This is a genomic window from Actinoallomurus vinaceus, from assembly GCF_039542055.1.
GTDB classification, from domain to species: domain Bacteria; phylum Actinomycetota; class Actinomycetes; order Streptosporangiales; family Streptosporangiaceae; genus Actinoallomurus; species Actinoallomurus vinaceus.
In genome coordinates, this window is the sequence record NZ_BAABHK010000006.1 from 323653 (window position 1) to 340913 (window position 17261).

The window sequence follows — 17261 nt, forward strand, 5'->3', positions numbered from 1 at the left end:
ATGCGCCTGCCCATCTGGATCCGCCAGCATCTCGCCGCGGTCCGCGCCCTGCTCGTCCTGACGGTGATCACCGGGGTGATCTATCCGCTCGCGGTCTGGGCCGTCGCTCAGATCCCCGGCCTGCACGACCAGGCCGAAGGATCGATGATCAAGGGCGCGGACGGCAAGGTCGTCGGCAGCCGCCTCATCGGCCAGGCCTTCACCGACAAGGACGGCAACCCGCTCAAGCAGTACGTCCAGAGCCGCCCGTCCAACGCCGGCACGGGCTACGACCCGACCTCCACGGCCGCGAGCAACCTCGGCCCGGAGGACATCGTCGACACCCTCCCGAAGAACCCGGCCAAGAAGGCGGACGAGATCACCGCCAAGACCGCCCGGGACAGCCTGCTCACCCAGGTGTGCTCCCGCAGCAAGGCGGTCGGCGAGCTCGAGGGCGTCAGCGGCGCCCGCCCGTTCTGCACCCCCGGCGGCGTCGGCGCGGTCCTGTCGGTCATCGGCCCCCGCGACCGCTCGGGCCACGTGACCCGGCCGACCCGCGTCGTCAGCGTCAACGAACAGTGCGGCGTGGTGACCAAGCCGTTCCTCGCCACCTACAAGGGTGTCGCCGTCGAGTGCGCCAAGGCCGGAGAGGACTACTCGGCGGGCGAGATCACGCCGATCCGGGGCAGCGCACCGGCGGAGCCGAGGGTGCCCGCGGACGCGGTCACCGCCAGCGGCAGCGGGCTCGACCCGCACATCTCCCCGGCGTACGCCCGGCTGCAGGCCCCTCGGGTCGCGCAGGCCCGCAAGATCGCCGTGGCGCAGGTCCTGTCCGCGATCAAGGACAACGAGGACGGCCGGACGCTCGGCTTCATCGGCGAAGGCCGCGTCAACGTCCTTCAGCTCAACGTCGAACTCGACAAGAAGTACCCGTTCCGCGGATGACCGTGGACGGCCGGCGTGCCGCGCGTGGGAGCGCGCGGCACGCCGCTCCCCCCAGACGAGGAGGTGAGGCGACATGACCCGGGGGCGCTTGCGCGTCTATCTCGGCGCCGCGCCGGGTGTCGGTAAGACCTACGCCATGCTGTCCGAAGGGCACCGGCGCCGCGACCGGGGCACCGACGTGGTCGTCGGCTACGTGGAGTGCCACGGCCGGCCCCGCACCATCGAGCTGCTGGAGGGTCTGGAGACCGTTCCCCGCAAGACCATGGAGTACCGGGGAACGACGTTCACCGAGCTCGACGCCGACGCCGTCATCGCCCGTGCTCCCCAGGTGGCGATGATCGACGAGCTCGCGCACACGAACATCCCGGGATCTCGCAACGAGAAGCGCTGGCAGGACATCGAGGAGATCCTCGAGGCCGGCATCGACGTGATCACGACCGTCAACATCCAGCACCTCGACTCGGTCAACGACGTGGTCGAGCAGATCACCGGCATCCCGCAGCGGGAGACCGTGCCCGACGAGGTCGTCCGGCGCGCCGACCAGGTCGAGCTCGTCGACATGGCGCCCGAGGCACTGCGCCGCCGGATGGCGCACGGCAACGTCTACCAGGCGGAGAAGATCGACGCCGCCCTGGCCAACTACTTCCGCGTCGGCAACCTCACCGCGCTGCGCGAGCTGGCCCTGCTCTGGCTGGCCGACAAGGTCGACGACCAGCTCGACCGCTACCGAGCCGACCATGACATCCACACCACCTGGGAGGCGCGGGAGCGCGTCGTCGTCGCGCTCACCGGCGGCCCCGAGGGCGACACCCTCGTCCGGCGGGCGGCCCGCATCGCCGACCGGGCCAAGGGCGCGGACCTGTTCGGCGTCCACGTCACGACGGGTGACGGGCTCTCCGGCTCCAGCCCCGCGAACCTGGCCCGCCAGCGGGCGCTCGTCGAGAGCCTGGGCGGCACCTACCACCAGGTCGTCGGCGACGACATCCCGAACGCCCTGCTCGACTTCGCCCGCGGCGTGAACGCCACCCAGCTCGTCCTCGGTGCCTCGCGGCGCGGCCGGTTCGCCCAGCTGTTCTCCCGGGGCGTCGGCGTCACCACCACCGCGCTGTCCGGGCCGATCGACGTCCACCTCGTGACCCACGAGGAGGTCAACAAGCCCCGGCTGCGCACCCGCCGCGCCGGCGGGATCACGCGACGCCGTCAGGCCGCCGGGTTCATCCTCGCCGCAGCCGGACTGCCCCTGCTCACCCTGCTGCTGGCCGGCCTGCGCGGTCAGCTGTCCCTGCCGAGCGACATCCTGCTCTTCATCGTCGCCGTGGTCGGCGTCGCCCTCGCCGGTGGCATCTACCCCGCGCTGTTCGCCGCCGTCCTCGGCTCGCTGCTGCTCAACTACTACTTCACCCCGCCGCTGTACAAGTTCACGATCAACGAGCACGAGAACGTCCTCGCGCTCATCGCGTACGTCGTCGTGGGCATCGCGGTCAGCGTCGTCGTGGAGATCGCCGCCCGGCGCACCCGCGAGGCGGCCCGCGCGAGCGCGGACGCCGAACTGCTGTCCGACCTGGCCGGCAGCGTGCTCCGCGGCTGGGACGCGGACGGACGGCACCACGGTGCGCTGAACGACCTGCTGGAGCGCCTCCGGGTCACCTTCGCCCTCACGTCGGTGACCCTGCTGGAACGCCGCCCGGAGACACCGCTGACCCCGAACCGCCAGCGTGACCCGGACTGCTGGCGGATCATCGCCACCGTCGGCGGCGAACCCACCTGCACGCCCGACGACGGGGACGCCGACATCCCGGTCGACGACGACCTGGCGCTCGTCCTGCGCGGCCGTACGCCGTCGGCCACCGACCGGCGCGTGCTCGAGGCGTTCGCCGCCCAGGCCGCCGTCGCGCTGCGCCAGCAGCGCCTCAGCGAGGAGGCCGAGCAGGCCCGCCCGCTGGCCGAGGCCGACCGGCTCCGGACCGCGCTGCTCACGGCGGTCAGCCACGACCTGCGGTCCCCGCTGGCCTCCGCCAAGGCCGCGGTCGAGAGCCTGCGCGCCGACGACGTCTCCTGGTCCGACGAGGAACGCGACGAACTGCTCGTCACCGCCGACGAGTCCCTCGTACGGCTCGACCGCCTCGTCGCCAACCTCCTCGACATGAGCCGCCTGCAGGCCGGAGTCCTCGGCGTGTCCGCCCAGCCCGTCGCCGTCCAGGAGATCGTCCCGTACGCCGTCGACGAGCTCGACGTGCCTGACGTGAGGCTGCAGATCCCCGATGATCTGACCGAGGTGCTCGCCGACCCGATCCTGCTGGAGCGGGTCCTGGTCAACCTCATCTCCAACGCGGTGCGCCACAGCCCACCCGGCGAGCCGGTGCTGATCACGGCCAGCGCCCACGCCGGCCACCTCGAACTCCGGGTCATCGACCGAGGACCCGGGATCCCGCCGGCCGACCGCGATCGTGTCTTCCAGCCCTTCCAGCGGCTCGGCGACCGGGACAACGGAACCGGCGTCGGGCTCGGCCTGGCCCTCTCCCGCGGGCTCGTCGAAGCGATGGACGGCACCTTGACTCCTGAAGAGACGCCCGGCGGAGGCCTCACCATGATCGTCACACTTCCCGTCGCCCCTCCCGACATGGCAGATCCGGCACTGACCTCGCACGTCGACGCACTGCGGGAAAGGCGGAACCGGTGACACGCGTCCTCATCGTCGACGACGAACCCCAGCTCGCCCGCGCGCTCTCCCTCAACCTCCGTGCCCGTCAGTACGAGGTGGCGACCGCCGCCGACGGCAGCGAAGCGCTGCGAAGGGCCACCGACTGGCATCCCGACGTCGTGGTGCTGGACCTGGGACTGCCCGACCTGGACGGCGTCGACGTCATTCACGGGCTGCGCGGCTGGAGCAAGATGCCGATCATCGTAGTGTCCGGGCGCAGCGGCGCCGAAGACAAGATCACGGCATTGGACGCCGGAGCCGACGACTACGTCACCAAACCCTTCGGCATGGACGAGTTGCTCGCCCGCATCCGCGCCGTCAGCCGGCGTACGGGTTCTTCGGGCCGGGCACCGACCGTCCAGATCGGTGACCACCTCGTCGATCTCGCCGCCAAGACCATCACGCCCGAGGTCCATCTCACGCCCACACAGTGGCGGCTCGTGGAGATCCTGCTGCGCAACCCGGGCAAGCTGATCAGCCAGCGCTGGCTGCTGACCGAGGTATGGGGACCCTCGTACGAGCGCAAGACGAACTACCTGCGCCAGTACATGGCCCAGCTGCGCCGCAAGCTGGAGTCCGATCCGGCGCATCCGCGGCACCTGCTCACCGAGCCCGGAATGGGCTACCGCTTCCAGCCCTGAAGGGTTCTCCCATGTCCCTGCTCGAGCGCAAACGCACCCGCCGGCCCAGGTCTCCGGCCGAGGACGACCGGCACCGGTTGTCGGTCGTCGGCGGGCTCGCCGCGCTGTCGCTGGACGCCATGGCGTCGGTCGCGTACGGCCCGGAGGCCATCGTCATCGTCCTGGCCGTCGCGGGCGGGGCCGGACTGGGCTACACCGTCCCGGTCACCCTGGCCATCGCCGGGCTGCTGGGCGTGCTCACCCTGTCCTACCGGCAGGTGATCGCCGCCTTCCCGGAGGGCGGTGGAGCGTACGGGGTCTCCAAGACCTATCTCGGTCGCCGGGCATCACTGGTGGCCGCCGCCTCCCTGGTCGTCGACTACGTGCTGAACGTGGCGGTGTCGATCGCCGCGGGCGTCGCGGCTCTGACCTCCGCGGTGCCCGGCCTGCTGCCGTACACGATCTGGCTGTGCCTGGCGGTCCTGGTCCTCGTCACCGCGGTCAACCTGCGGGGCATCGCGCACAGTGCCCGCCTGTTCGTCGCGCCCACCGCGGTCTTCGTGCTCTCCATCGTCGTGGTGATCGTGGTCGGGATGTTCCGGCACCATCCCGTGTCGGCCGAGCACGCCGTCACGCAGGCGAACACGCTGCGAACCGTCGGGGTGCTGTTGCTGCTGCGGGCCTTCGCGAACGGATGCGCGGCACTGACCGGCGTCGAGGCCATCGCCAACGCGGTGCCCACCTTCCGAAGCCCCCGGGTCAAGCGGGCCCAGCGCGCCGAGGTCGCGCTCGGCGCCATCCTCGGCCTGATGCTGATCGGCATCGCCGCACTCATCGTGCGGTTCCACATCCGCCCGGTCCACGGTGTGACGATCCTGTCCCAGGTCACCGCCGGTTCCCTCGGGCACGGGATCGGGTACTACGTCGTCCAGTTCTCCACCGTCCTGCTCCTGGCGCTGGCCGCCAACACCTCCTTCGGCGGCATGCCCGTCCTGGCGCAGCTCCTGGCCAAGGACAACAACCTGCCGCACCTGTTCGCCCTGCGCGCCGAACGGCAGGTCCACCGCTACGGCATCTACTTCCTGACCGCGACGGCGGCGCTGCTGCTCATCGGCACCGGCGGCGACATGAACACGCTCGTGCCGCTGTTCGCCATCGGCGTCTTCGTCGGCTTCACGCTGTCCCAGGCGGGAATGGTCCGGCACTGGTGGACCGTACGGCCCCGCGGGTGGCGCCCGCGTGCCGCGCTGAACGGCCTCGGCGCCTTCCTCACCGCGCTGGCCGCGATCATCGTGACCGCCACCAAGTTCGCCGAGGGCGGCTGGCTGATCGTCGCCACGATGCCGCTCATGGTCGCGCTCATGGCGGCCATCCACCGCGCCTACGACCGCATCGGGGAGCGGCTCGAGATGAACCGGGTCCCCACGCGTCCGCGCCCACGACGCGCCCTCGTCATCGTTCCCATCGGAGCGGTCAACCGGCTCACGGAGGAGGCGATGTCGGCCGCCCTGTCCATCGGCGACCGGGTGGTCGCCCTGCGCGTCACCCACCCTGACGAGCCGGAAGAGACCAGGCACTTCATCGAGGCGTGGGAACGCTGGGCCCCGGACGTCAACCTGACTCTGGTCAACGACACCCGCCGTCGCCTGGTCGAACCGATCGTGGATTATGTCCGCGGCGTCGACGAGCGGCACGTGTTCGTTCTGATCCCCGAGGTGGAACCGGCGCACGCCTGGCAGCGGGTCCTGCAGAATCAGCGTGGGGCCGTGCTCGCGCACGCGCTGCGCCGCGACACCGACGCGGTCGTCTGCCGGTTGCGGTTCCGCCTCACCCCGATCGACGAGCCTCGACACGCCGTGCCCTGACGGGCGATCGAACGCGCCTTGAGGTACGACGTGAAAGGGTCTCTATCGTGCTCGACAGTGTGCTGCTCGTGGCCGGCTTCGCCCTGCTGGTGGCCGGTGCGCTCGTGTTCACCAACGCGGTGGAATGGGCGGGAATCCGGCTCGACCTCGGTCATGGAGCGGTCGGCAGTGTGCTGGCGGCCGTGGCGACGGCCATGCCCGAGTCCCTCGTCCCCATCGTCGCGATCATCCGAGGCGAGCAGGGCGGCCCGATCGCGATCGGCGCGATCGTCGGCGCGCCGTTCCTGCTCGGCACCCTGGCCATGGCGGTGTGCGGCGCGGCCGCGCTGTTCTACCGGGTGCGTCGGAAGGGAACCGCCCTGCGGCTGGACCGGCACGCGATGAGCCGGGACCTGCTCGTCTTCCTCGGCACGCTGTCGATCGCCATCGTGATCGGCAACGTCCGGTCCCGCCCGGTGCACCTCATCGGCGCGGTGCTGCTGGTCGCCGCGTACGGGGCGTACCTGGCCACCACGATCGTCAGAGCCAGGCGGCAGGGCGGCGAGGAGGAGCTGCCCGGCCCCTTGTACTTCAGCCGCGGCAAGGACGCCGCGCCGCGGACGTACCAGATCGTCGCGCAGACGATCGCCGGCGTCGCCCTGCTGGTCGGCGGCGCGGAGCTGTTCGTCACCGTGATCGAGCGACTCGCACACGCCCTGGGCGTCAACCCCCTGGTCCTGACGCTCCTGGTCGCGCCGCTGGCGACGGAACTTCCGGAGAAGATCAACAGTGTGCTGTGGATCCGGCAGGGCAAGGACACCCTCGCCCTGGGCAACATCACCGGCGCCATGGTCTTTCAGTCGATGCTGCCCGTCGCGGTGGGGATGGCGTTCACCGACTGGCACCTGACCGCCCCCGCCCGGGTCGCCGCGCTCGCCGCACTCGGCGGTGCGATCCTCGCCGTGATCGCCATACGTCGTTCCGGCCGGTTCTCCGGCCCCTACATCGGCTGCTGGACCGGGCTGTACGCCGGGGCGATCGCCTCGATCATCGTGCTGACCTGACCCACGCCCGCCGTCGCGCCTTCATTCCCTGGTCGTCTCAGCGGTGTCCAGTGCGCGCCCGGCCTGGTCGGCGAGCGTGACCGCGACGAGGCGGGCCTGCAACGACGGCGCGGCCCCGGGCGCGGGCCGGAGCATGAACCGGCCGTAGAAGTGGCCATTGCCGAAGGTCCGCAGCTCGATCTCCTCGTCCGGCAGGCCCCGCCGTTCGACGTCCCAGTGCCTGCGGCCGACGGTCACCGTGCCGTCCTGCTCCAGGCGCGGCGGGTGTCCGAGGAGGGAGCCGTACTCGAACCGGCAGTCGCGCAGGGTCAGCAGGTCGGTGAGCTGCTTCTTCACGAGATCGACCACGGCACCGGCCGACCTGGCCGACTGCGTCAGCTCGGCGGTGTCGTGGATCCGGGACAGGTAGTCGGCGTCGGTCACGGCGATCACCTGCAGGCGGCGGGCCCGGGCGGCCAGCTGCGACACCGCCAGCCCCACCACGAGCAGCAACACCGCCGTCTCGACGTCGCGGGTCTTGTCGATGGTGAACCGCTCGTACGGCCGGGTGAAGAAGAAGTCGAACCACACGGCGGCCGACAGCGCCGCCACCGCCCCCGCCAGGCGGCTTCCGCTCACGGCCACCGCGACGACGACCACCACCAGGATGAGGGCCACGTCGGTATTGGCCAGCCCCGACCTGGCGGGCAGGAGCACCGCCGAGAGGACCAACGGGGCGACCAGTCCGGCGGCCACGGCCCAGCCCGGGCTTGTCAGGTAGCGAGGCATCGGTCACACCCCCCTCTTCCTGTGTAGAGGCATGCCCGGGGATTCGGACATTAAGGCGATGTTAGGGATGACGTTCGCCATGTGCGGATCCCGTAGCGGGACCTCATATCCCCTCTTTCTGGGCTTACCGTGAGTTCGTCGGCCGCTTGTGAAAGGAAGCACAAGGTCATGGAAGAGATCGATGAGCCCCCTGATCCGCTGTTCGTTCCGGTCCGTCGTTCCTCCGCGGGCACGCTGACGCTGTTGACCGCGCGGCTTCCCGCCGGCCCACGTGTCGGGGTGGCCTTCACCGGCCTGGCCGCCCTGCGGGCCGCTTCGGGGCCGACGCAGGAATGGGTCCGGCTGAGCGAGCATGCTCTACGCGGTCTCCTGCTCCCACTCGGGGTCGACCGGATCCAGATCGACCCGGTGCTGGTCGCCGCCGACGTCAACCGGCCGACGCCGGTGCGGAACGTCCCCAGACCGGCGACGGCGCAGGCGGCGGAACGATGACCGGCCGGCCGCCCGCCCTGGGACCACTGGCGGAAGGAGTGGGCTGATGGCCACCGTTTCCACGAAGAGCGACCGGACGACCGTGATAGAGGCGTTGGTCCGGATCCGGATGGCGGATCAGGTGCCGCCGGAACCGTTCGAGACCTGGCTGCGCGACCGACCGGCCGTACGGGGGGTCTGGTCGCTCAGCGGCGACTGCGACTACGAGATCCGCCTCACCACCGCGAGCCTCGACGAGCTCACCGCGGAACTGCGCGCCCTGCGCCACCAAGGCGTCGAGCAGACCAACACCTGCCTGCTGCTGCGAGAAATCTTCTAGGAGGGGACTCCCATGGTTCTGACCCGGGAACGGAACACTCTCGACCACGCGATCTGGCCGGCGACGGCACGGGCCACCCCCGACGGCGATGTCGCGGTCGGCGGCGTGCGGCTGAGCGACATCGCCGAGCGATACGGCAGCCCGGTCCATGTCATGGACGAACTCGACGTACGGCAGCGCTGCCGTGAGTTCCGCAGCGCGTTCCCGGACGCCGAGATCGCCTACGCCGGCAAGGCCTTCCTGTGCCGCGCCATGGCCCGGTGGATCGCCGAGGAAGGGCTCGCCCTCGACGTCTGCTCGGCCGGTGAACTCGCCGTCGCGCGATCGGTGCGGTTCCCGGCGGAGCGGATCCTCATGCACGGCAACGGCAAGACCCCGGAGGACCTGCGAGCCGCCCTGTCCTACGGCGTGAGCCGCATCGTCCTGGACTGCGCCTCGGAGATCACACGGCTCGCCGCCCTCGTGAGCGCGGACAGGCCCGCCCAGCGGGTGCTGATCCGCGTGGCCCCCGGCGTGGACGGCCACACCCACCCCGCCGTGGCGACCGGCGGCGAGGATCAGAAATTCGGCTTCTCCCTGGCCTCCGGCGTGGCCGCCGAAGCCGTACGCCGCGTCCTCGCCCAGCCCGGCCTCGTGCTGACCGGCCTGCACTGCCACATCGGATCACAGATCACCAGCGTCACCGCCTACCAGCAGGCCGCCCGGCGGATGGCGGACCTGCTCGCGGCCGTACAGGACGAACACGGCTTGGTGCTGCCCCAGCTCGATCTGGGCGGCGGCTTCGCAGTGCCCTACCTGCGGGACCAGCACGGTCTCGACCCGCTCACACTGGCCGAACCCTTGCTCACCACGCTCAGGTCGGCATGCGAGGTTCGCCGGGTCCCGATGCCGCGGGTCACCCTTGAGCCAGGCCGCGCGATCAGCGCCCGCGCCGGCGTCACCCTCTACCGGGTCCTCGGGATCAAGCACACCGCGACCGGCCGTGTCTTCGTCACCGTCAACGGGGGCATGAGCGACAATCCGCGGCCGAGCCTGTACGGCGCCCGCTACTCGATGCGGCTGGTCGGCCGGCACGCCGTTCCGGGGCACCGATCCGTCACCGTCGCCGGACGGCACTGCGAGGCGGGCGACGTGCTCGTCGAGGACGCGGAGCTACCGGCGGACCTGCGCCCGGGAGACCTGCTCGCCAGCGCCTCCACCGGCGCCTACCACCACTCCATGGCCTCCAACTACAACCTGGTCCCCAGGCCACCCGTTGTCGGCGTACGGGCCGGAGAGAGCCGCCTGCTGATCCGCCGCGAGACCGAGACGGACCTCCTTCTCCGCGACGTCGGCTGAGGGCGGGGAGCTGGAGAATTGACGGATCAACGGTATTCGGCGAGACGCGGGCGTACGCCGGCGAAAGCGAGGCCGATCACGCCGAGCGCGGCCGCCCAGGGGATGAGGCTCCAGCCGTTCAGGTCCTTCTCCCCGGCGTGGATCGACTTGGTGAAGTGGGACCGGTTGAGGTCGATCAGGGCGGTCAGGTTCTTGTCGTACTGGTCGAAGTCGTAGTTGGAGTTGCCGGGCGTGAAGGCCGTGTTGAACCGGATTGCGTCGTGGAGCCTGCCCCGGCGGGCCAGCGCCCGCATCGTCGAGTCGTCCTGCTCGTAGGTGAGGAACGCCTGCAGCGTCCGTTCGGCCAGGTCCCGCTCACCGGGGAAGGTGATGTTGCGGAACTCGGTCCCCAGGTACCCGCTCCATCCGATGTCGGTGTGGTCGGCGCCGTAGGCGTTCCAGGCCTGGCGCAGCGCGGCCGGGTAGCCGGCCGGCGTGGTCACCGCGGGCAGCCCGGCGAGTTGCTGTGTCTTGGCCAGGAACGCCGGTTCGTATTCCGGCCGGCGTGCGGGGTCGACCAGGTAACGGCTCTCGTCGGCGTTGGCGTCGTACCCGACCGCCCGCGCCTGCGAGAGCGCCAGAACCGAGTCGAAGGCGTCCTTCTTCGCGACCCGCAGATGCCGGGCCTCACCGGTCAGCGTGCTCGTCCCCGCGACCGTCACGATCCCGGCGACCAGCGTGGCGATCAGGAGGAACGGATTGAACCGCCGGCGGAACCGGCGGGTGAGCATGATCTGCAGCCCGATCAGCACGCCGATCAGGACCGCGCCGGTCAGCGCGATTCCGACGGCGGTCCGCACCGCCCGTGCGTGTTTCGCCTCATAGGCCTGTTCCAGGGCGCCTGAGTTCGCGCTCGTCAGGCCTGCCGCGGCGGGCAGCAGTTGCGTCTTGAGCAGATCGGTGGCCTGCCGGTACAACCCCACCGCCGTGGGCGACGGCCGGCCGGCCGCGTGGTGGGTCTCGCCGTCGACGAGGATGGCCTGGGCGGTCAGGGCCTCGTACCGGCCGAGGGCGTCCAGCACCGCGCGGATCGCCCGCTGCGCCGTGGGATCTCCGGCGCCGGCGGCGGCCGCCTGCTGCAGGTCCGCGTCGGCCTGCCGGCGACGCTGCTCGTAGATGCCCAGCGCCTTCTCCCGGCCGACGCCGAGATTGTGCTCGTCGCCGACCAGGAGCACGTTGGCGACCTGGGCGTCCATATCGTTCAGCGCGAAGTAGGCGTCCGACGTCGCGACCACCTCGGGACCCGAACGATCTCCGATGTCCCGCAGCCCGCCGTGCAACCCCGCCACACCCTGCGCGATCACGGCGGCCAGGACCACGGCGAGGACCGCCGCACACCCGGTCAGCGCCAGAATCCGCTGCGGCGTCGTCACCCGGGACCGGCGTCGTATGGGCCGATGCGGCTCGTCACCGGCCCTGGCGGGGCTCGGCGTCGCACCGCGGGGGATCACTACAGTCATCGCTTCTCGCCCGCCATGTCCGTCATGCGAATACGAAGCGATCTTCCTGTCGGGCGTTCCTCGCGGCGTTTCTCTTAACGCCCTCGCGCCGTCGGCGACCGGATTCTTAACGCGTCCTTAGCGCAACCGCCGGGTGCCAACGGACGCCGCTGTCACGCCGGCGGCGTCCCTTACCGGGAGGTGAGCAGGACACCGGCGTACGAGACGCCGGCGATCAGCACCCAGGACAGCAGCCCGAGCAGGAGCGCGCGGTGACCGGTCCGTGCGAGCTCCCGCAGGCGTACGGCGCCGCCGAGGCCGAACAGGGCGGCCGCGAACAGCACGTCGCGGACGGCGGTCGCGGCCGACAGGGCGCCCGGTGGGACGGTCACCGCCGAGCGGAGCGCCATCGTCGCCAGGAATCCGACCACGAACAGCGGCAGGACCGCGGGCCGGCGTCGCCCGTCGGTCCGGGCACCCCGGCGGGTGCGCAGCGCGACCCCGGCCGTGATCGGCGCGAGCATGGCCACCCGGACCAGTTTCACCGCGACCGCCGGGACGAGCGCGGCCGAACCGGCGATGGCGGCCGTGGCGACCACCTGGCCCACATCGTGCACGCTGGCCCCGATCCAGCGGCCCGCGTCGTACGGCGACAGGCCGAGCAGGCGGGCGACGGGCGGCAGCACGGCGATCGCCAGGCTGCCGCAGAGCGTGACGAGACCGACGGCGGTCGCGGTCTCGCGTTCCGCCTCGGGATCGCCCGGACGCGTGCCGAGCGCGCCGTCCACCGCCGCCACAGCCGACGCGCCGCAGATCGAGAAGCCGGCCGCCACGAGCAGGGAGAGGCGTTCGGACAGGCCCAGCCGGCGGCCCAGCCACCGCGTGCCGGTGAACGTCACCATCAGCACCGTCACCACCATGCCGATCGTCCGCGCCCCCAGGGCGAGGATGTCCCCGAACGACACCTGCAGCCCCAGCAGCACCACCCCCAGGCGCATGAACCTGGTCGCGGCGAAGCGCAGGCCCGGTCGCGTCGCCGCGGGCAGCAGCCCGAGATTGGCGGCGAGCACGCCGAGGATGAGCGCCGCGGTGAGCATCGGCACCGCGCCGGCCACCCGGTGCACGGCGTACGCCGCCGCCACGGCGAGGGCACTGGCGGCGACGCCCGGCGCCAGCGCCCGCCCACGCCGGAGCGCGGCCGGTCCGGCGGCCGGCGCGTGCGGCGGCGTCGCGCCGCCGACTGGCTCGGCCCGCCGGTCGGGGGAGGCTCCGCTCGGCCACCCGGCTGCGGGGCGGTGCGGCGTGGAGATCGACATGACTTCCAGCATCGGTCCCGGACGGCCCCCGCAGTAGCAGCCATTTCCCTGTCAGGTCATAGAGTTCCCCTATGACCTCGCGGCTGCCCGACCTGGAAGCGCTGGAGCTGCTGGTGGCCGTCGCCGAGACCGGCAGCCTGGGCCAGGCCGCCGCCCGCCAGGGCATCAGCCAGCCCTCGGCCAGCGCCCGGATGCGCACGCTGGAGCGGCGGCTGGGCGTGCGGCTCCTCGTCCGCTCGACCAGCGGTTCCCGGCTGACCTCGGCCGGCGCGGTGGTCACCGACTGGGCGCGCGCCGTTCTCGTCCAGGCGAACGCGCTCGTCGAGGGCGTCGCCGCGCTGCGCTCCCGGCAGGAGGACCGCCTCCGGGTGTCGGCCAGCCTCACGATCGCCGAGCACCTCGTCCCCGGCTGGCTCGTGGCGCTGCGCGAGGCCGCGCCCGGCGTCCACGTCGAGCTGAACGTCGCCAACAGCACCCACGTGATCGAGCGGCTGCGGTCGGACGAGGCGGACCTGGGGTTCATCGAGGGGCGCGGCGCCCCGCGCGACCTGCACAGCCGCGCCGTCGGCCGCGACCGTCTCGTGGTCGTCGTCGTGCCGGGGCACCCGTGGGCGCGCAAGCGCCGGCCGCTGCGGCCGGTCGAACTGGCGAGCACGCCGCTGCTCCTGCGGGAGGCCGGGTCGGGCACCCGCGAGACGTTCGAGGCCGCGCTGACGCCGTACGGGGGGCCGGCCGAACCGGCCCTGGAGCTCGGCGCGACCGCCCCGCTGCGCGCCGCCGCCATCGCGGGCACGGCGCCGGCCGTGCTCAGCGCCCTGGTCGTCGCCGATGAGATCGCGGCGGGGCGGCTCGTCGAGGTCCCCAGTGAGCTGCGGCTCGACCGGGTGCTGCGGGCGGTGTGGCCGCGCGGCCGCGAACTCCCCGAGCACGCCCTCCACCTCCTGCGCGTCGCCCGCTCGTGAGCCGCGTCCTGGCGGGCGTTAGAACGGCGTTAAGGCGGTGCCGGGCGCCGCCACGGGGCCGTCAAGGACGCCGGAAATGGGCGTTTTCAGGTGTTGACTGCCTGCGGACCGGGCCGTCCGTCTCGAATACCGTCATCGGGGACACAATTCAGGAAGGGGGTGAATCAGATAGCAACGCGAGGCAGGCTCAAGATCTACTTCGGTGCCGCGCCGGGGGTCGGCAAGACGTACGCCATGCTCAACGAGGCCCACCGGCGGATGGAGCGCGGCGTCGATCTCGTCGTGGGCTACGTCGAGACGTACGGCCGGGCGCGTACCACGGCGCTGCTCAACGGCCTGGAGACGGTGCCCGTCCGCGAGGTCGCCCACCGCGACCGGGTCTTCACCGAGATGGACGTCGACGCGATCCTCGCCCGCCGCCCCGAGGTGGCGCTGGTCGACGAGCTCGCGCACACCAACATCCCCGGCTCCCGCAACCACAAGCGGTGGCAGGACGTCGAGGAACTCCTCGACGCGGGCATCAATGTCGTCACCACCGTCAACGTCCAGCACCTCGAGTCGCTCGCCGACGTCGTCGAGCGCATCACGGGGGTACGGCCCCGGGAGACCGTGCCCGACGAGGCCGCCCGGCGCGCCGACCAGATCGAGCTGGTCGACATGGCGCCGGAGTCGCTGCGCCGCCGCCTCGCCCACGGCAACGTCTACGAGCCGGAGAAGATCGACGCGGCGCTGTCCAACTACTTCCGCATCGGCAACCTCACCGCGTTGCGCGAGCTGGCCCTGCTCTGGGTCGCCGACCGCGTCGACGACGCGCTCGCCCGCTACCGGGACGAGAAGGGCATCACCGATACCTGGGAGGCGCGGGAACGGATCGTCGTCGCGCTGACCGGCGGCCCCGAGGGCGACACACTCATCCGCCGCGCCGCCCGCATCGCCGCCCGGGCCGGCCGGGCCGACCTGGTCGCCGTGCACGTCGCCAGGGGAGAGGGCCTCGCCGACGGGGCACCGGAGGCGCTCGCCCGCCAGCGCGCCCTCGTGGAGAGCCTCGGCGGCTCCTACCACCAGGTCACCGGCGGCGACGTGCCCAAGGCCCTCATGGAGTTCGCCCGCGCCGTGAACGCCACGCAGATCGTCCTCGGGTCGAGCCGGCGGAGCCGCTGGCAGTACGCCTTCGGGCCGGGCGTCGGCGCGACCGTCGCCCGCCTGTCCGGCGACGTGGACGTGCACATCGTCACCCACGACTACGCCGGCAAGGGCAGGGGACCGGCGGCCGTCCCGCCCACGTCGCTGGGCCGCGGACGGCGAACGGCCGGCTGGCTCCTCGCGCTGTTCGGCCCGCCGGCGATGACCGCGCTGCTGTCGGCGGGCGGGCGGCACTTCGGGCTCCCCACGGAGCTGCTGTTCTTCCTCGCGCTGACCGTCGGCGTGGCGCTCGTCGGCGGGCTGTGGCCCGCGATCGTCGCCGCCGTCGCCGGGTTCCTGCTCGTCAACTGGTTCTTCACGCCCCCACTGCACACCCTCACCGTGGCCGAGCTGGAGAACGCCATGGCCCTCGCGGTGTTCGTGACCGTGGCCGTCGCCGTCTCCACCGTCGTGGACGTCGCGGCGCGGCGCAGCTCCCAGGCGGCGCAGGCGCGCGCGGAGGCGACCACGCTCAGCATGCTCGCGACGAGCGTGCTGCGCGGCGAGGACGCCCTGCCCGAGCTGCTCGAACGCGTCAGGGAGACGTTCGGGCTGTCCTCGGTGACGCTGCTCGAACGCTCCGGCGACGACTGGGCGCCCGTTGCGTCGGTCGGCCCGGGGACCTGCGCGCGGCCCGGTGACGCCGACGTCACCGTCCAGGTCAGCGACACCCTGACACTCGCGCTGGACGGCCGGGTGCTGCCGGCCGCCGACCGCCGCGTCCTAGCCGCCTTCGCCTACCAGGCGGCGGCCGCCCTCGACCGCCAGCGGCTGGCCGAGGAGGCCAAGGAGGCCCGCCGGCTCGCCGAGGGCAACCGGATCCGTACGGCGCTGCTCGCCGCCGTCTCCCACGACCTGCGAACGCCACTGGCCTCCATCAAGGCGAGCGTCAGCAGCCTTCGCTCACCCGACGTGCGCTGGGACCCCGAGGACGAGGCCGAGCTCCTCGCCACGATCGAGGAGTCGGCCGACAGTCTCGACGGCCTGGTCGCCAACCTGCTCGACATGAGCCGGCTGCAGACCGGTGTCGTCAACCCGCTCGCCCGCACCGTCTCCCTCGACGAAGTGATCCAGCCGGCGCTCGCGAACGTTCCCGGCGATCAGGTCAAGATCGAGGTTCCGGAGGACCTGCCGCCCGTCGTGGCCGACCCGGGTCTCCTGGAGCGGTCCCTGGCCAACGTCATCGAGAACGCCGTACGGCATGGCGGTCCCGAGCCGGTCCGGGTCACCGCGAGCGAGCACGGCGGCATGGTGGAGCTGCGGATCGCCGACCGCGGGCCGGGCGTCCCCGACTCCGCCAAACTCCGGATGTTCGAGCCGTTCCAGCGGCTCGGCGACCGGCCGCGCGGCAGCGGGGTCGGCCTGGGCCTCGCGGTGGCGCGAGGCTTCGCCGAGGCCGTCGGCGGCGACCTCCGCGCCGAGGACACCCCCGGCGGCGGACTGACCATGGTGTTCTCACTGCCGACCGGAACGATCGGTACGGTGCGGGCAGGCAAGGGGGAAACGTGACACGAGTACTCGTCGTCGACGACGAGCCGCAGATCGTCCGCGCGTTGCGCATCAACCTCCGGGCCCGCGGCTACGAGGTCGACGCCGCCCCCGACGGCCGCACCGCCCTCGACCTGGCGGCCCGCCGCCATCCCGACGTCATCGTCCTCGACCTGGGCCTGCCCGACATGGAGGGCGCCGAGGTGATCAAGGGCCTGCGCGGCTGGACGAGCGTGCCGATCATCGTCCTGTCCGCTCGGCACGCCTCCGAGGAGAAGGTCGAGACGCTCGACGTCGGCGCCGACGACTACGTGACCAAGCCGTTCGGCATGGACGAGCTGCTGGCCCGGCTGCGCGCCGCCGTACGACGGGCCGCCCCGCCCGAAGAGGACGCCGTGGTCGTCACCGACGACTTCACCGTCGACCTGGCGGCCAAGAAGGCCGTGCGCGACGGCGCCGACGTACGCCTCACCCCGACCGAGTGGCACGTCCTCGAGGTGCTCGTGCGCAACGCCGGGAGGCTCGTCAGCCAGCAGCAGCTGCTGCGCGAGGTCTGGGGCCCGTCGTACGAGAACGAGACCGGCTACCTGCGCGTCTACCTCGCCCAGCTGCGCCGCAAGCTGGAGAAGGACCCGTCCCGCCCCCGCCACCTGATCACCGAACCCGGAATGGGCTACCGCTTCGAACGCTGACCCCCGCTTGATCCCGGCCCGGTGCCGATGCGTCGCTCTTCGGCGTCGGCGGGGCGTTAAGGAAGCGTTAAGA

14 protein-coding genes are annotated in these 17261 nt (G+C 72.0%); 11 read left to right on the top strand and 3 right to left on the bottom strand.

Annotation, left to right across the window (positions count from 1 at the left end):
- The 5 genes from ABEA24_RS23190 (at window position 1) to ABEA24_RS23210 (ending at window position 7153) form a co-directional block, all read left to right on the top strand.
- Window positions 1–924 (top strand): potassium-transporting ATPase subunit C, encoded by a 924-nt coding sequence (locus tag ABEA24_RS23190; protein ID WP_345433086.1) that lies wholly within the window; start codon window positions 1–3, stop codon window positions 922–924.
- A 73-nt stretch (window positions 925–997) separates the two neighbouring features.
- Window positions 998–3604 carry a sensor histidine kinase gene (locus tag ABEA24_RS23195; protein ID WP_345433088.1) on the top strand — a complete coding sequence of 869 codons (2607 nt, stop codon included), beginning with the start codon at window positions 998–1000 and terminating at the stop codon, window positions 3602–3604.
- Window positions 3601–4266, top strand: a complete 666-nt coding sequence (locus ABEA24_RS23200) for a response regulator (RefSeq protein ID WP_345433089.1) — start codon at window positions 3601–3603, stop codon at window positions 4264–4266. Before ABEA24_RS23195 ends, ABEA24_RS23200 begins: the two co-directional genes overlap by 4 nt.
- Before the next feature lie 11 nt (window positions 4267–4277).
- A complete protein-coding gene (locus ABEA24_RS23205; protein ID WP_345433090.1) occupies window positions 4278–6110 on the top strand; it encodes an APC family permease in 1833 nt (610 codons plus the stop codon).
- Between the two features lie 47 nt (window positions 6111–6157).
- Window positions 6158–7153: a sodium:calcium antiporter gene (locus ABEA24_RS23210; protein WP_345433091.1), complete on the top strand. Its 996-nt coding sequence runs from the start codon at window positions 6158–6160 to the stop codon at window positions 7151–7153.
- 21 nt (window positions 7154–7174) lie between these two features.
- On the opposite strand, the gene ABEA24_RS23215 is transcribed toward ABEA24_RS23210, so the two are convergent.
- Window positions 7175–7921 (bottom strand): DUF4118 domain-containing protein, encoded by a 747-nt coding sequence (locus ABEA24_RS23215; RefSeq protein WP_345433092.1) that lies wholly within the window; start codon window positions 7919–7921, stop codon window positions 7175–7177.
- Window positions 7922–8089: 168 nt separating this feature from the next.
- Here ABEA24_RS23215 and ABEA24_RS23220 point away from each other — a divergent pair, with 168 nt between their 5' ends.
- The 3 genes from ABEA24_RS23220 to lysA are packed head-to-tail and all read left to right on the top strand — an operon-like array spanning window position 8090 to window position 10070.
- Window positions 8090–8413 carry an SAV_915 family protein gene (locus ABEA24_RS23220; RefSeq protein WP_345433093.1) on the top strand — a complete coding sequence of 108 codons (324 nt, stop codon included), beginning with the start codon at window positions 8090–8092 and terminating at the stop codon, window positions 8411–8413.
- 46 nt (window positions 8414–8459) lie between these two features.
- Complete coding sequence (locus ABEA24_RS23225) at window positions 8460–8732, top strand: Lrp/AsnC ligand binding domain-containing protein (protein WP_345433094.1); 273 nt, start codon at window positions 8460–8462, stop codon at window positions 8730–8732.
- A 12-nt stretch (window positions 8733–8744) separates the two neighbouring features.
- The gene (gene lysA / locus ABEA24_RS23230; protein ID WP_345433095.1) at window positions 8745–10070 is read left to right on the top strand and encodes a diaminopimelate decarboxylase; all 1326 of its coding nucleotides are present in this window, start codon (window positions 8745–8747) and stop codon (window positions 10068–10070) included.
- A gap of 26 nt (window positions 10071–10096) precedes the next feature.
- Here the strand turns inward: lysA and ABEA24_RS23235 are convergent, their stop codons facing one another.
- On the bottom strand, window positions 10097–11569 hold the full coding sequence (locus ABEA24_RS23235) for a hypothetical protein (RefSeq protein ID WP_345433096.1): 1473 nt from the start codon (window positions 11567–11569) through the stop codon (window positions 10097–10099).
- 170 nt (window positions 11570–11739) lie between these two features.
- A complete protein-coding gene (locus ABEA24_RS23240; RefSeq protein ID WP_345433097.1) occupies window positions 11740–12864 on the bottom strand; it encodes a YeiH family protein in 1125 nt (374 codons plus the stop codon).
- Window positions 12865–12935: 71 nt separating this feature from the next.
- Between ABEA24_RS23240 and ABEA24_RS23245 the strand changes: the two genes are divergently transcribed.
- The 3 genes from ABEA24_RS23245 to ABEA24_RS23255 all read left to right on the top strand — a co-directional run bounded on the left by ABEA24_RS23245 (window position 12936) and on the right by ABEA24_RS23255 (window position 17188).
- Window positions 12936–13826, top strand: coding sequence for a LysR substrate-binding domain-containing protein (locus ABEA24_RS23245; protein WP_345433098.1), 891 nt, complete (start codon window positions 12936–12938; stop codon window positions 13824–13826).
- Window positions 13827–13985: 159 nt separating this feature from the next.
- Window positions 13986–16517: a DUF4118 domain-containing protein gene (locus tag ABEA24_RS23250; RefSeq protein WP_345433099.1), complete on the top strand. Its 2532-nt coding sequence runs from the start codon at window positions 13986–13988 to the stop codon at window positions 16515–16517.
- On the top strand, window positions 16514–17188 hold the full coding sequence (locus tag ABEA24_RS23255) for a response regulator (RefSeq protein ID WP_345433101.1): 675 nt from the start codon (window positions 16514–16516) through the stop codon (window positions 17186–17188). The genes ABEA24_RS23250 and ABEA24_RS23255 overlap by 4 nt, the downstream gene beginning before the upstream one ends.
- Window positions 17189–17261 lie beyond the last annotated feature (73 nt).